The organism is Cohnella sp. GbtcB17 (assembly GCF_019091135.1).
Taxonomy (GTDB): domain Bacteria; phylum Bacillota; class Bacilli; order Paenibacillales; family Paenibacillaceae; genus Cohnella.
This window is the reverse complement of sequence record NZ_JAGXJW010000018.1, coordinates 52,556-66,999: the sequence shown is the minus strand read 5'-3', so window position 1 is coordinate 66,999 and position 14,444 is coordinate 52,556. Positions and strand designations below refer to the sequence as shown.

The window sequence follows — 14,444 nt, the reverse complement described above, 5'->3', positions numbered from 1 at the left end:
TCAACGGTTCGCGGCTTCTTCGCCTGCCATCGAGCGGATGTAGAAGTAGCCCAGCACCGAGCAGAGCAAGAAGGTGAAGAAGGCCATGGCGGCCGCCTGCTCGCGTTCCTGGAAGACGCCGAATACCTGCTGCATGGATACGCCAAGCATCTGCGGCGCGTTCGGTCCGAGCAGGAACGGCGCGGTGAAGGAGCCGATGACGCCCATGAAGACGAAGGTCAGCGCGACGAGGAACGTCTTGTAGGACAAGGGGAAAATGAACCGCAGGAATATGCGCAGCTTGCCCGCCCCCGTGTCGCGGGCGCTCTCGATGATCGAAGCCGGGATGCCCGTCAGCGCCGAGCTCAGCAGCATCGTGGCGAACGGGATATTAAACCAGATGTTCGCGATGACGATGCCTTTCTCGTCGAAAATGAGACGGGGCAGCGTCATGCCGAGCGGCAGCAGCAGCCGGGCCAGCCAGCCGTGGTTGCCCAGCAGGTTCATTAGCCCGTACGTGGCGATCACGCCCGGGATGAACAACGGGATCATGTATGTCTTGCGGATCCAATCGACCAGCTTCCCGGAGCTGAATCGCATATACAGCGCGAGCGAATAGCTCACGAGCAGCACCAGCGCGCAAGAGACGACCGTCACCTTGAGGGTGAAGAGGATGTTCGAGCGCATCCCCTTATCGGTGAACAAAAATTGATAACGGCTCAGATCGTACCCGCCTTCGCCGTTGCTCAGGCTCGTGACGAACGATTGAACGATCGGGATGACGACGATGACGAGCAGCAGAACGAAGGAAGGGCTGACCATGATCAGCCCCCCGATCGCTTGTTTGACTTCCTTCCTCATTGCGCCGCTACGTCGCTCTGCCAGCGTTTGTTGATTTCCGTGCCGAGATCTCCGATGTTGAACGTGCGGAAGCCTTCCGATACGCCCTTGAACTTATCCTGCATCGCTTGGGACATGTTGGAGAGCTCGATGCCCGGGAACCCGTTCATCTTGGTCACAATCACTTCTTGCGCCTCCGGAGACAGTACGAAGTCCAGGAATTGCTTGACGGCGTCCTGCTTGTCCGACAGCTTGTTGACCATCAGGTAGGTCGGGCCGCCGTTGAAGCCCGGCGTAATTTGCTGCATCTTCACCGTGTCAGGCAGCAGCTTCTCGCCGAGCTGCTGGAGCACCATATCGGACCATGCCGGGATGATCTCCACTTCGCCGTTCGCCAGCAGGTCGAGCGTGCCCTGGTTTTTCTTCGGATAAATGCCTTTGCCGTACACGAATTTGTTCAATTCCTTAAGCTTGCTGAATCCCGCGTCCCACTTGGCCATGACCGCAGGATCGCTGTTGTGGATATCGTCTTCCGGCAGGCCGTCATACAGCACGGTCGTGACGAAGGAGCTGCCAGAACCGCCGGTGGACGGATCGTTGTACGCGAATTTGCCCGGATTTTGCTTGATCCAGTCCAGCAGCTCGTCTAACGTCTTCGGAGGCGCGGATACTTTGGCGCTGTCGTAGGCGAGCACGACGGCCGAGGAACGGTAAGGAACCGCCATGTTGGATACGTCGGCCATCGTCTTCGGGTCGATGTTGGCAAGGTTGGGAATACCGCTTGTGTCGAGCGCCGCCCATACGTCGTCCTTCGTGCCTTGCGCCACGACATTGATGCCGTCCTCGTACAGATCGATGTCTCCCGAGCCTTTGCCGGCTTTTTTCGCCGCGAGAATCCGGTCGTAGGTCGGCTCGGCGCCGGCGCCGGACGGAATATAGACTTCTTTGACTTTGACTTTGTCGTTCTGCTTTTCGAACATCGGGATGAGCGTGTCCCACAGATCTTTGACGTTTTGCGAGCCGGTAAAATAGAAGGAGAATTGGACGGGCTCTGCGGACGAGGAAGAGACGGAAGGAGAACTGGACGCAGAGCTGGATGGAGAGTTAGAAGACGAGTCGGAAGCGGCGGCGTTCGCATTCGCGTCGTTTTTGCTGCCGCAAGCCGACAATGCCGCAACCGTTAACGTCAGCGCAGACAGCGCCGTCAAGCTTTTCTTCAAACGAACCATAGATAATCATCCTCCTCAGATTGTGTCAATCGTTTGGATAAGCGATCATGGAAGCCAAGGTTACGCGCACGCTTTCTCCCGTGCGCAGCCGCTCAATGGCTTCCTTGGATTGAAAGGCCTTAAGCGTGCCGTGCCGGTCCATGTCGACCGATACTTCCGCGTAGTGTCCGAGAATCATGATTTGTTTGATTTTCCCCGGCAGTCCCTGCCCCTGTCCGTCCTGATGATTCGAGCTCGCGTTCAAGCCGACGTCCTCCGGTCTGACGGCCACCTTGACCTTCCCCGAGAGACGCTTCGCGTTCGGCCACGACAGCTCGCCGACCCGAATCCGCTCGCCGTCCACCACCCCCTCCAAAAAGTTCATTTTCCCGATAAACTGCGCGACGTACAGCGTCTCCGGCTCGTTGTAAATGCGCTGCGGCTGCGCGATCTGCTCGATATGCCCGTGATTCATCTCGATGATCCGGTTCGACAGGGAGAGCGCTTCATCCTGATCGTGCGTGACGAGCACCATCGTAAGGCCCGTCTGCGTCTGGATGTCCCGAAGCTCTTCGCGCATCTCGTGCCTCAGCTTGGCGTCGAGCGCCGAGAAGGGCTCGTCCAGGAGCAGCACGGCCGGCTTCAGCAGCAGCGACCGGGCGAGCGCGACGCGCTGCTGCTGTCCGCCCGACAGTTGCGTCGGATATTTCTTCTCCGCGCCCGGCAGCCGCACGAGCCGCAGCGCGTCCGAGACGGCGGTCTTGATGTCGGCTTTGGGCATGCCGCGAATCTTGAGTCCGAATGCCAGGTTGTCGTAGACCGACATATGGGGCCATAAATTGTAGCTTTGGAACACCATCGAGGTCGGACGCTTCTCCGGAGGCAGCTTGGTCACACTCTTGCCCTCGATCAGGATCTCTCCCGCATCCGGCTCGAGGAATCCCCCGATGCCGCGGAGCACAGTCGTCTTGCCGCAGCCGGAAGGTCCGAGCAGCGTCACGAGCTCGCCTTTGTTCACTTCGAGGTTAATGCCGGTGACGCCCTCGCCTGTCTTGTAGCGTTTGGTCAGGCCGCGGACGGCCAGTTGGACGCTCATTTCGTAGATCCCCTCCTTTTCGTTATTTCACTTGAAATCCGCTGGCCATCACGTCCGCGCTGATAAGCCGCTGGGCGGCCACGAGCAGGATGATGGTCGGCGCCGTCAGGATGATCGAAAATACCGCGCCGGCGCTGCTAGGAAAGTCCGATATGATCGAGTACATGATGATCGGCATCGTCTTGATGTCGGGAATGCCGACCAGGAACGTCCCTTGCGCTTCGTCGAGCGAGTTGAGGAACGTGAATACGGAGGCGACCATGATGCCCGGCATCGCCATCGGCAGTGTGATGCTCCGGAATACCCGCAGCGGCGTCGCGCCGACGTCCCGGGCCGACTCTTCCTGGGCGGCTTGAATGTTGCGGAAGGCCGCGGTCGGAATCCACGTCATGAACATGAGCACGTTGATCATGTGCACGAGGACGACCCCGAGCATCGTGTTCATAAGTCCCACTTTGTAGAACAGCACCGCGATCGACACGTAGAGGCCCATTTTCGGAAAGGCGTGCGTCAGCAGGAAGGAGAACAAAAACACTCTTTTGAACGGGAAACGAATGCGGGCGAATGCATAGGCCGCCGGAATGCAGAGAACGATGGAAAGCGCGGTGACGATCGTCGCGATCAGGAAGGACAGCCCGATCGACTTCGCAACGTCGTCCTGTTCGAACACGAACCTCCACCATTTAAAAGACCATTGATGGGGCAGCAGATCGGGGTACGTCCATTGGCCGCTGAAGGCCAGTACGACCAGGTTCAGCAAAGGTCCCGCGAAAAACACGGCAAAAATCGTCAATAGAATAAACTCGATGATCCTCCGTCTGCCGATGGCTTTAAAGTACCATCCCACTAGGCTCGCGCCTCCTTTCTCAAGTCGACTCGCGAATCAGAATTTCGCTGGAGAATTCGTTCTTTTTAGACAGGACCTCTTCTTGATGAATGAGACGGTCGAGCAAGGCGACGGCGTCGTGCCCCATCCGGTTCGTGTCCACCTTGACCGTCGTCAGCGCCGGCGCGTACGCCGCCGCGAAGTCGATATCGTCGAAGCCCATCACCGCCGCTTGTTCCGGGACACGGACCGATCGCTGCAGCAGCACCTTCATGGCGCCGAGCGCAAGCATGTCGTTGGTGGTGAAAAGCACGGTATAATCGCCGCCGATGAACGCCTCGAAGTGCTCCGCCATGAGCCGGGCGCCCTGCTCGAGATTCGACTCCGGCGACAGGACGATGGCCAGGTCCGACGCCGGGACGCCGAGCCGCTGCAGCCCTTGCCTGAACCCCTCCAGCCGGAGATGGTGGCTTCGGTGCTCCTGGGGTCCTGCGATGACGAAAAATCGCCGGTGCCCGAGGCCGTGCAAGTATGCGGCCGCCTTGGCGCCGCCCTCCTCGTCGTTGCTGACGAGGTGGATGACGTCCGGATCGTCGGTCGAGCCGTTCACCATCAGGTAAGGAAGATTGTACTTTTTGACGTGATCGACGACGTTCTTCCGCAGTCTGCTGATCAGAATGAGGCCGTCGACGCGCCGCTCCAGCATGTGGTCCGCCGAGCGGACCGACATCTCCCGGTCGGTCTTGAGCAGCACCGAGTAGCCCAGCCCTTCGGCCGCTTCGAGGATCGCGTCGATCAGCTTGCCGTACAGCGGATGGGAGACGATCGGCTGTTGCTCACGGAATACGATCACGCCGATGTTGTTCGTCCGCTTGGCGACCATCGCCCTCGCCACCGCGTTCGGCTTGTACTGCAATTGCTCGACGACCTCGAGCACACGAGCCCTGGCTTCGGGACTGGCATACCCGTTTCCGGATATAACTCTCGATGCCGTCGATTTGGATACGCCGGCGAGCGAAGCGATTTCCTTGATGTTATAGGTCATGCCCGCTTAGCCCCTCTTCGTGCCAGCCTTGTTTGACGCGCAGCAGCGCCGCGACGTCCCGCGTCGTGATAGACCGGACGCCCATCTCCGCGTACTTCCTCATCTCCTGCGCCTCGCCGACGGTCCAGACGAATACCGACAGTCCGCGATCGGATGCGAGCGTCAGCAGCTCCGGCAGCGCGAGCTGATAGGGCACGTTGAGGCCGAAGCAGCCGGCGCGTTGTGCGTCCTCGCAGGCCGTTTTAATCGCTTCGACGTAGACGGACGTCCGGAAGCTGCCGATATCGACGTTCAACAGCTTCGCGATGCCGCCGTCCGCGTCGTTTGCCCGAACCGCTCTGCCGTATTCGCAGCCGGTCAGCAGCACCCGGTCGGCGAGTTCCCGCCTCCGTATGAGCGCCATGACGGGCTCGATGCAATCGTCGGTCTTGAGGTCCAGATTCATTCGGGCTTGCCCGCCGCCGACCAACAGATCGAGGACCGTCTCGAGCCGGACGATCGGCGCCGACAGCCCTGCGTCCAGCTCTTGCAAGGTCAATCGGGACAAGCTAGCGATGCGGCCGTCGGCCAGCACGACGCGATCGTCATGACTCAGCACAAGGACGCCGTCGCGGGTGACCCGGATGTCGTCTTCGATGATGTCCGCACCAAGAGACAGACCCGCCCGGGCGGATTCGACGGAATTGTCCGGCGTGCCCATGCATCCGGTATGCGCGGTGATGAGTGGAAAATCGTTCATTGGCGTTCTGCTCCTAATCGAAATAAATGGCGTTGGTAAAAGCGATCAGGGCCGATACGCCCCGGACGATCCCCCACAATTCGGCCCGCATCCATGACAAGCCTTCGGTTTGCACGGCCATGCGAATCTTTTGCGTATCCTCCGTCGCCTGAACCGCGCGCTCCTCCAATACGCCCTGATTGCTGGACAAGCGTATGCGGCATGCCGGATCGGCAAGCGCCCAATGCCCCTGGCGGACGGAAAAATCAATGCCGATGCTTGCTGTCACCGTGCGTTTGTCGGCCGGGATGACATCCCCGATCCGGTAGAAGGCGGCGGGCGTCTCGGCCTCCAGCGTGACCAGCGGACCGATCGTTACCGATACCCGCCCCCGGCGCAGCGCCTCTACCGCCTCCTCGCCGATCGGTCTCGACTCGTCTTCAAGGCGGAGATAGGTGACCGAGATCGGCTCGTCCGTCTCCGCGGCGTCGTGCCAATCGCGTCCGGACGTGGCGGCCAGGCGGTAGCCTTCGTTCAGCTTGTCCGTCCACAGCGCGAACGCGCGCGCATTGTCCGTCTTGATCGGCGCGAACGTGCCCGACCAGGCTTCGATATAGTCGAAGTCGTTCCAGTCCTCCACCTCGTACTCCCAGTAACAGCCCGTGCATGCCGGACTTCCGATGCGGAACGGATGCGCAAGCCCGGCGACGCCTCCGCGCGCATGAACGGCGGACACGCCGTCGTGGATATTGCCGGTATTCGCTTGCCGCCAATCGACGTATTCCGCCAGGCCGACGGTGACCATATGCCCGTGGAACGTCGTCCACTCCATGCCGGGCAATATCGCGATCCCCGCCTGCCGCTCCGCCGCTTCCTTGTCCGCCAAGCCCGACATCGTATTGTGATCGGTGAGCGCCACGCACTCGAAGCCGAGCTTGGCCGCCGCCGACGCGAGCTCCGTCAGCGTCATTTTGCCGTCGCTATGAAGCGTATGGGCGTGCAGCTCGCATGCCGTCCATCTCATGGCTGCTCCCCCTTCCTTTCCCCGTCTTCCACCCATACTTGCAGGCGATAGGCGCAGCTGTCGGTGACGATGGCATGGAGGCTAAGCGTGATCGTCCATTCCCCCGCCGCGAGCTTGCCCTTCATCAAGCCCGGGGAAGCGTCGTGCTCTGAGATGGTTAGGCCCTGGACCGGATCATGGCGGTGACAGGCGCCGCGGTAGCCGTCCGGGTCGTCCACCGATAGCGTGATGAGGTTGTTGAGCGGGAGGTACCGGTCGAGCCTCTCCTTGGCAAGCGCCCGTTGCTCGGGCAGGACGTATTTTTCAAAGCTATGTTTCAGAAGTTCGCGCGCTCTTCCGTCGTCGTCCAATCGCTTGGGCGAATATTCGAAATGAATTCGAACCGCGAATGCCGGCTCGTCCAGCTGAAAAGCGAAGCGGACATGCGTGCGGGAGTCTTCAGGGGTCGCATTCGCTCGGATATCGATCAGCATGACAGGACTCCCTTTTTTAATGTCGTGGTATGGGAACGATCCCACAGCTATTAATTTAAAGCCGAAATGTTCGAGCAGTATGTCCGAAAAAACAAATTTGTGTAAAGGTTCGTTGGGACGGGGGTGTAGAGATGCGTTCTGCGCCATGCAGAAAGACCTTCAGAGCAGCACGCAGCGCGCTCTGAAGGTCTTTTCGTTTGGTCGCAGCATAGGAGTGGTTCCTGCAGCCGCGCTTTTCTCGCTTACAGCACGCTCCGGCGCTCTCGTCGTTCCAGTAACGTTGCTTTTATCGCTTACAGCGGTCGCCGGCTCGTGCAGCCGCGCTTTTCTCGCTTACAGCACGGTCCGGCACTCTCGTCGCTTCAGTAACGCTGCTTTTATCGCTTGCAGCGGTTGCCTGCTCATGTAGCCGCGCTTTTCTCGCTTACCGCACGGTCCGGCGCCCTCGTCGCTTCAGTAACATTGCTTTTCTCGCTTACAGCGACGGCCTGCTCTTGCAGCCGCGCTTTTCTCGCTTATAGCACGGTCCGGCGCCCTCGTCGCTTCAGTAACTTTGCTTTTCTCGCTTACAGCGATCGCCGGCTCATGCAGCAGCGTTTATCTCGCTTATAGCACGGTCCGGCACTCTCGTTGTTCCAGTAACGTTGCTTTTCTCGCTTACAGCGGCGGCCTGCTCCTGTAGCCGCGCTTTTCTCGCTTACCGCACGGTCCGGCGCCCTCGCCGCTTCTGTAACGTTGCTTTTCTCGCTTACAGCGACAGCCTGCTCATGCAGCCGCGCTTTTCTCGCTTACAGCGGTCGCCCGCTCCTGCAGCCGCGCTTTTCTCGCTTACCGCACGCTCCGGCGCTCGCGTCGCTTCAGTAACATTGCTTTTCTCGCTTACAGCGACGGCCTGCTCATGCAGCCGCGCTTTTCTCGCTTACAGCACGGTCCGACGCTCTCTTCGCTTCAGTAACATTGCTTTTCTCGCTTACAGCGGTCGCCGGCTCCTGCAGCCGCGCTTTTCTCGCTTACCGCACGGTCCGGCGCCCTCGTCGCTTCAGTAACATTGCTTTTCTCGCTTACAGCGACGGCCTGCTCTTGCAGCCGCGCTTTTCTCGCTTATAGCACGGTCCGGCGCCCTCGTCGCTTCAGTAATATTGCTTTTCTCGCTTACAGCGGCGGCCTGCTCCTGCAGCCGCGTCTATCTCACTGCACGGTCCCCGGTGTCCCCGACGAATCCCGCTCGCGCAGGAATGTCTCCAACCGGCAGATCTCTACACCGGCCAGCATCATGATGCCGGTCCCGTGGTTGTCGTTGACGACGGTGAGCAGATCGTATTTGTAATAGTCCTCGGTAAACGAATAACGCGAGCCGCTGCACACGCCGTGCACGTTGCCGTTGCGGTCGATCGCCTTCGTCGCGAGCCCCCACCAGCCGCGCAGCGCGGCTTCGGCGAAGCGGGCGGTGTCCTCCAGCCATCCGAAGCGGACGCCCCGCGCGAAGGCGTAGGCGAACATCGCCGTGCAGGAGGCTTCCTCGTAAGCGTCCGGATCGGTCAGCACCTGCCGCCACAGCCCCGACTCGCCCTGCTGGGCCGCGATGCCTGCGCACAGCTCGCGGAAAAAAGCGAGCAGCGCCGGCCGGTCCTTGTGCACCGAGGGCAGCCGCTCCAGCAGCTCCGACAGCGAGAACAGCGTCCAGCCGTTGCCTCTGCCCCACGGAATGCGCGTCGCCTTGCCGTACTTGAAGTCGTACACATGGCTCATGACACCCCGGTCCTCCATGTACAGGTAGTTCCGGTAATGCAGGAACTGGCTCGCCGCGTCGTCCAAATAGCGTTGGTCCCCGGTAATGCCCGCATAGCGGCTCAGGAAAGGCGCGCTCATGTACAGATCGTCCGCCCACATCGTGTCGGCCGAGTATTCGCCGACGCACAGGCGGTAATATGCGCCGTCCTCACGCCGCTCCAGCCTGTTCGCGATAAAGTCCGCGATGACGTTCGCGATTGCCAGGTAGTTCGCATTGCCTTCGGTCGGATAAGCCTCGAGCATCGCCGAGCCGAACGAACCGCAGTTGTCCAGCATTTTCATCAGCACGAGCTGGTGATTGATCGAAGGAAAGCCGTACGCGGCCTTGTCCCAGAGGGAATATTCGTACCAGTCGGTGCATGTGTCGATATGGGCACGCGCATAGTCGGCGATCTCGGGACGTCCGAGCTCGCGAGCGGTCTGCAGCAGCCCGTACATCGTGACGCCGAGCGGGTAGTCCCAGCGGCCGAAGTTGGTGGCGGTGCCTGCCGTCCAGCGGTTACTCAACATGGCGTTCTCGTAATAGGGACGCAGCCGCAAGCCCGGGCCGTCCAGCGCCCAGCCGGTCATGCCGCCGGCACCCGCCAAGGCTTGGGACCCGGACTCGGCTGCTGCTCCGCTAGCTACCGCCCCAATCGCTGCCGCGCCGTCGGCCAGCTTGAACAGGCGCTTGACCGATTGCACGGCGGCAGGCGCCTCGTCAATGTCCGCGGGCAACGGGCCCGCATACAGCCAGCCGCCGGCCGAGCTCGCGCCGTGAACCGGCGCCGGCAGCTCGAAGCGAACCGGCGTGCCCGACGCCGCCTCAGATACCGCGAGCTCGAAGCCCCATCCCGACTCGCCCGTCTCCGCGCGGACCAGCACATGACCGTCCTTGAACGCCGGGGGCAGCTCGCGCTTGAACGCCCCTGCCTCGGTCAGCTCGATGACCGGCTGCCCGTCGAGCCAGACGGTGAGCGGGCCGTGCGCCCAGCCCCGCCAAACGCTGCCTGCGCCTCGCGCCGCTGGCGGCAGCCGGCTCCAGGCATAGCCCGCAGCTGCGCCCTCCGGCACGCCGAAGATGCGCTCGAAGTTCGGCCTGGCCGCCGCTTCCTCCGGCCACTCGCGCGCCGGCAGCCAGGCGATGCCGGTGTCGGCTTCTTTCCCGCCGAAGTCGGGGAAGCCGAGTCCTTCGCCGTAAAGCGCGTCCGGCAGCGCGCCGGTATAGGCCCAGCCTGCGGATTCCCGGCGCTCGGCGAACGGCGCGAGCACCTGCAGGATGCGCACCTTGCCTTCCTCCGCGCCGAAGCGGCAGCCGAAGCCCGCCTCCGTCTTGCGCATTTCGAGCAGGAGCGTATTCCAGCCCTTGCGCAGCAGAAGCGGGACGATCGCCCTGGCGTCCGGCTTCATCTCGTCGACCGCGCCGGACCGGTACAGCAACGTGTCGTTCAGGTAAAAACGGACCGGACTAAAAGGCATGATCCCCGCATCCAGCGAGCGCTCGTCGTCGCTCCATACGAGACCGCATGCGTAAGCGACCTCCCCGTGCCGGGCGTCCGGCAGCCGCCGCGCCAGATCGAAGTCGTAATAGCCCTCTTCGGTCTGGAGAATGCCGTCCGCCGAGAACGCGCGCAGCGCGAAGGGAATCTCGGGATTGGCGCCCAGGTAACGCCCGGCCACCGCGCCGAGGATGCCGGCGGCGTCCTCGCCCAGCCAGTAGCCGATGCTCTCGCGCCGTTCGATATATTCGGTCATGGATGATCACTCCAGGCTCATTATGCAAATAGAAGAAAGATCAAGCTTCTGCACGCGGCAAGGTCCGGATGCGAATCCGCGTCTCGAACGGCGCGACGACGTTCAGCAGCAGCGTCCGGCAGTCGGTCGGCAGGTTCGCCTCGCGGACGAAGCCTGCCGTATGCGCGAACGCGCCGCCGCTCAGTTCAAACACGTCCCGTCCCACCGCATAACGCAAGGTGCCCGACTTCCAGAACTGCTTGCCCTCGCCCGCGGGCGCCAGCTCGCCGCCGGACAGCTCGCCGTCCGCTGCCAAAATGACGGAGATCTGCGCCATCGCATCCTCCGGTTCCTCCGAACGAATGACGAGCTCCCAGCCGTCCGCCGTCTCCAGCACATCGGCCTCGACGCGGAGCCGCTGCACATGCGTTTCCTCGCGCAGGTGGTGAGGCAGCAGGTACCATGGGCTGGTCGCCTCGCCCGCGGTCGCCGGCAGGCGCTTCGCCGCCACCGGTCCGTAGTAGCCTTTGAACTGCTCGCCGGCCAGGCGGTATCCGTCTTCCGCTTCGACTAGGCTGTTCATCGGGACGAAGCCCGGCGCGAAGTAGGTGGCGACCTGAACGCCGAGCAGCCGCGCGGCGCCGTGCCGCAGGGCGAAGAAGGAAGGCGTCTCCGCGCTGATCGTGACGCTCTCGTCCCCTCGACGCACCCGGGCGACGGCAGCGCCGAAGTCCGGATGCAGCCGGCTGTGATAAATGCGGCCGCCATGGCCCGCGCCGTCCATCGCCGCCAGGTATTGCCGCCGCGGGAAGTCCGCATGCAGCAGCTTGCGGTATTCGGTCGGCAGCGCCGCGGGCGCTACGGCCCGTTCCTGCAGCGACGGATCGAGCAGCAGCCGGACCGCCGCATTCGTCGGGCAGCTGCCAGGATGCGGCAGCTGTCCGTACGCGAGGTCGGCGGCCGCCTGGAACTCGGCGTCTTCGTCGAGCCGCGCCATCATGGCGTAAGGCAGAAAATAAGAGGACAGGTCGTGTTGATGTCCGAAGTCCTGACGACCGGAGTAATCCGTCACGACGTCGCCGTTCGGATGGACCAGATAAAGCATCATGCGTAGGTTGGCGCGGACGGGCGCGAGCAGCTCGGGCTTCCCGAGCAGACGGGCCGCATGGATGAGCATAATGTCGCTCACCGCGTTGTAAATGCCGTTGCTCCGCTCGGTCCATTCGCCGTCCGGCGTAATGTCCATGCCTTCCGCGAGCCACTGCTCCGCGCGGCCAATCGTCTCCGGCGCGCCGAACAGCTCGTGCAGGAAGCCAAGCGCGGCGCTGACGACCCAACGGTGATTCGGCGTGTGGACGCCGCCCGTCACGAGCGCCGGGATCGTCCGCTCGAGGAACAAGCGGACGTCGGCCGCCGCCTCGCGCAGCGGCGCCCAGTCGTCCTGCGCGAGCAGCTGGTACACCTGTGCATAGCCGACGACGACGAACGCCGTATCTGGCGGCGAGTGGAAGTTCGTCCAGCCCGGCGAGATCGTGCCGTCCTCGTGCTGCGCCCCCAGCATATAGCTGGCGGCCAGCGCGAATCTAGCTGCCAGCGCCTCGTCCCGGTAATAGGGAGAGTCCGGATTGCAAAGCGATGCCGCCCAGATTGCCATCGTCACGGGCGTTCCGGTGGAGTGGTTCGGCGAGGCCAAGCCGTACTCGGCGCTTACGATGCCACCATAGCTGCGGCTTTTTTCATCCAGGTCCTGGCGGTCCATGCCTTCCCGCACCCAATTGTCGTTAATCTCGAACACGTTCCGATAGACGCTGTTCATGCTTGAATCCCTCCGTCCGCCGCCGGCCTCGAACCGGGCGCAGGCGCTCCCTTTCGCGCCGACAGCTTTTGCTGCAATATCGCATGACTGCGGTGAATCGCCTCCGGCTCGCAGGCCGCTTTAAGCTCGTATACTTTAAGCGGGACGCGGTCGATCGCCTCGAGGAACAGGTCGAACGTCTCGCCGTCACCGCTGTGAACGTACGGACACCAATGATCCGACAGCCCGATCGTCTCGTGGATGTGCAGCCCGCCGATGTCGTCGATCAGGCCCGGCAGCTCGGACGCGTTGTCGTACAGCCCCATCCGCTCCATCATCATCCCGTGCCCGATGTCGAACCACAATTTCACCGGCGAGCCCTTCAATTGATCGATGATCCATCTGGCTTCGCCGAGCGTCGGGATCTGGTTGCAGCGCGAACGCGTCTCGATGCCGAGGATCAGATCGTAGCCTCTCGCGGCGAGCGTATAGGATGCCTGCTCCAGACTGTCGCGAATGCGCGCGAGATAGCCGCCGGCCAGCGTCTGCCGCCGTTCCAGCATCTCGTCCCACAAGGTTCGGTACGCCTCCGCGTCCGGGCCTTGCTCGCGGTAGATCTCCTGCAGCTTGCGGCTGATGTCGTTCGGGAACGGCACCTCGCCCGGATGCACCACGACTGCTTTTGCCCCATAGCGATGCGCGTACTCGGCCGACCGTACGAGCAGCTCGATTGCCCGTCCGCGCCGCTCCGCGTCCTCGAAGCCGAGCAGCACCGAGTCCGTGCCGTAGTCCGGATCCGGGACGTGCGGAAACGTATTGTGCACGCTCGACACGCCGATCTCGCCGCGCTCGATCATCGGCTCGATCGTCGTCAGCAACTGCTCGGTCACGTTGTAATTCAGCTCGACCTGCCGAAAGCCGAGCCCGCGAATTTCCTCGATCATGTCCCGGCCGGTCGTATGGCGCTTGATGTTCCAGCACGTCGAGAACGAATATCCGGCTTTATCCCCTGCAAGGTCCGCAGCCCTGTCCAAGCCGCTCATCCCTTCACCGCCCCCAGCATGACGCCGCTGACGAAGTAGCGCTGCAGCCACGGATAGACGAGCAGAATCGGCACGGTGGCGAACACGACGCTCGCCGCCTTCAGGCTCTCGGGCGTGGAGTGGAGGACGCCGGGCCCTTCGTTGCGCGTCACGTCCGAGATCATGCTGTTCTGCACCAGCTGGTACAGCTTCAACTGCAGCGGATAAAGCTCGGCTTTGGTGATATAAAGGAGCGAATCCTGGAAACCGTTCCATCGCCCGACCGCATAAAACAGGCTGAGCGTCGCGATGACCGGCAAAGAGAGCGGCAGGATGATCTTGAAGAGCGTGCCGAACTGCGTCGCGCCGTCGATCTCGGCCGCCTCGACGAGACTGTCCGGAATGCCGTTGAAGAACGAAATCAGAATAATCAGATAAAAAGGGCTAATCAAGCCCGGCAAAACGAGCGCCCACACCGTATTTAGCAGATGCAAATTTTGAACGAGGATGTACTCCGGTATGATGCCGCCGCTGAAAAACATCGTGACGACGATGATGAACATGAACACCTTGCGGCCCTTCAGCTTTTTATGCGTCAGGGGGTAAGCGGCCGCGATCGTCATGATCATGCACAGAACCGTAGTCAAGGCGGTCAAAAATACGGTAAAGCCAAGCGAGCGGATCATCGACGTGTCCGACAAAACGCTGCGGTAGGCTCTTAGATCCAGATCGATCGGCAGCAGCGTGACGGCGCCGGATACGACGGCGCGGGTGGAGCTGAGCGATATCGCGAGGATATGGAAAAAAGGCGCCAGGCAGATAAGGACAAAAATCGCAAGGAGAACGACGTTGACGGTATCGAAAATGCGGTTGGACGTACGCTCGGTCACGGTAGTCCCCTCCTTTCGGTAGAT

The 14,444-nt window shown here is 61.9% G+C and carries 12 protein-coding genes; all 12 read right to left on the bottom strand.

The window, feature by feature from the left end:
* Positions 1-840 (bottom strand): ABC transporter permease, encoded by an 840-nt coding sequence (locus KVT38_RS12055; RefSeq protein ID WP_217593966.1) that lies wholly within the window; start codon positions 838-840, stop codon positions 1-3.
* Positions 837-2,048, bottom strand: a complete 1,212-nt coding sequence (locus KVT38_RS12050; protein WP_217593965.1) for an extracellular solute-binding protein — start codon at positions 2,046-2,048, stop codon at positions 837-839. The genes KVT38_RS12055 and KVT38_RS12050 overlap by 4 nt, the downstream gene beginning before the upstream one ends.
* A 25-nt stretch (positions 2,049-2,073) precedes the next feature.
* Entirely contained in the window at positions 2,074-3,123 is a 1,050-nt protein-coding gene (locus KVT38_RS12045) for an ABC transporter ATP-binding protein (protein WP_217593964.1), read from the bottom strand.
* Positions 3,124-3,145: 22 nt separating this feature from the next.
* Positions 3,146-3,970, bottom strand: a complete 825-nt coding sequence (locus KVT38_RS12040) for an ABC transporter permease (RefSeq protein ID WP_217593963.1) — start codon at positions 3,968-3,970, stop codon at positions 3,146-3,148.
* A 19-nt stretch (positions 3,971-3,989) separates the two neighbouring features.
* The gene (locus KVT38_RS12035) at positions 3,990-4,994 is read right to left on the bottom strand and encodes a LacI family DNA-binding transcriptional regulator (RefSeq protein ID WP_217593962.1); all 1,005 of its coding nucleotides are present in this window, start codon (positions 4,992-4,994) and stop codon (positions 3,990-3,992) included.
* The gene (locus KVT38_RS12030; protein ID WP_217593961.1) at positions 4,984-5,733 is read right to left on the bottom strand and encodes a glycerophosphodiester phosphodiesterase; all 750 of its coding nucleotides are present in this window, start codon (positions 5,731-5,733) and stop codon (positions 4,984-4,986) included. Before KVT38_RS12030 ends, KVT38_RS12035 begins: the two co-directional genes overlap by 11 nt.
* A gap of 13 nt (positions 5,734-5,746) precedes the next feature.
* Positions 5,747-6,736: a CehA/McbA family metallohydrolase gene (locus tag KVT38_RS12025; protein ID WP_217593960.1), complete on the bottom strand. Its 990-nt coding sequence runs from the start codon at positions 6,734-6,736 to the stop codon at positions 5,747-5,749.
* On the bottom strand, positions 6,733-7,209 hold the full coding sequence (locus tag KVT38_RS12020) for a hypothetical protein (protein WP_217593959.1): 477 nt from the start codon (positions 7,207-7,209) through the stop codon (positions 6,733-6,735). Before KVT38_RS12020 ends, KVT38_RS12025 begins: the two co-directional genes overlap by 4 nt.
* A 1,188-nt stretch (positions 7,210-8,397) precedes the next feature.
* Positions 8,398-10,734, bottom strand: a complete 2,337-nt coding sequence (locus KVT38_RS12015; protein WP_217593958.1) for a glycoside hydrolase family 88/105 protein — start codon at positions 10,732-10,734, stop codon at positions 8,398-8,400.
* A 40-nt stretch (positions 10,735-10,774) separates the two neighbouring features.
* Positions 10,775-12,529 (bottom strand): hypothetical protein, encoded by a 1,755-nt coding sequence (locus KVT38_RS12010; RefSeq protein ID WP_217593957.1) that lies wholly within the window; start codon positions 12,527-12,529, stop codon positions 10,775-10,777.
* Positions 12,526-13,551, bottom strand: coding sequence for a sugar phosphate isomerase/epimerase family protein (locus KVT38_RS12005; RefSeq protein WP_217593956.1), 1,026 nt, complete (start codon positions 13,549-13,551; stop codon positions 12,526-12,528). The genes KVT38_RS12010 and KVT38_RS12005 overlap by 4 nt, the downstream gene beginning before the upstream one ends.
* A complete protein-coding gene (locus tag KVT38_RS12000; RefSeq protein ID WP_217593955.1) occupies positions 13,548-14,420 on the bottom strand; it encodes a carbohydrate ABC transporter permease in 873 nt (290 codons plus the stop codon). Before KVT38_RS12000 ends, KVT38_RS12005 begins: the two co-directional genes overlap by 4 nt.
* Positions 14,421-14,444 lie beyond the last annotated feature (24 nt).

Coding starts and splice junctions, on each gene's coding strand:
- KVT38_RS12045 (WP_217593964.1), bottom strand. CDS start 3,123: ATGAGCGTCCAACTGGCCGTCCGCGGCCTGACCAAACGCTACAAGACA.
- KVT38_RS12030 (WP_217593961.1), bottom strand. CDS start 5,733: ATGAACGATTTTCCACTCATCACCGCGCATACCGGATGCATGGGCACG.
- KVT38_RS12055 (WP_217593966.1), bottom strand. CDS start 840: ATGAGGAAGGAAGTCAAACAAGCGATCGGGGGGCTGATCATGGTCAGC.
- KVT38_RS12025 (WP_217593960.1), bottom strand. CDS start 6,736: ATGAGATGGACGGCATGCGAGCTGCACGCCCATACGCTTCATAGCGAC.
- KVT38_RS12010 (WP_217593957.1), bottom strand. CDS start 12,529: ATGAACAGCGTCTATCGGAACGTGTTCGAGATTAACGACAATTGGGTG.
- KVT38_RS12050 (WP_217593965.1), bottom strand. CDS start 2,048: ATGGTTCGTTTGAAGAAAAGCTTGACGGCGCTGTCTGCGCTGACGTTA.
- KVT38_RS12015 (WP_217593958.1), bottom strand. CDS start 10,734: ATGACCGAATATATCGAACGGCGCGAGAGCATCGGCTACTGGCTGGGC.
- KVT38_RS12005 (WP_217593956.1), bottom strand. CDS start 13,551: ATGAGCGGCTTGGACAGGGCTGCGGACCTTGCAGGGGATAAAGCCGGA.
- KVT38_RS12020 (WP_217593959.1), bottom strand. CDS start 7,209: ATGCTGATCGATATCCGAGCGAATGCGACCCCTGAAGACTCCCGCACG.
- KVT38_RS12035 (WP_217593962.1), bottom strand. CDS start 4,994: ATGACCTATAACATCAAGGAAATCGCTTCGCTCGCCGGCGTATCCAAA.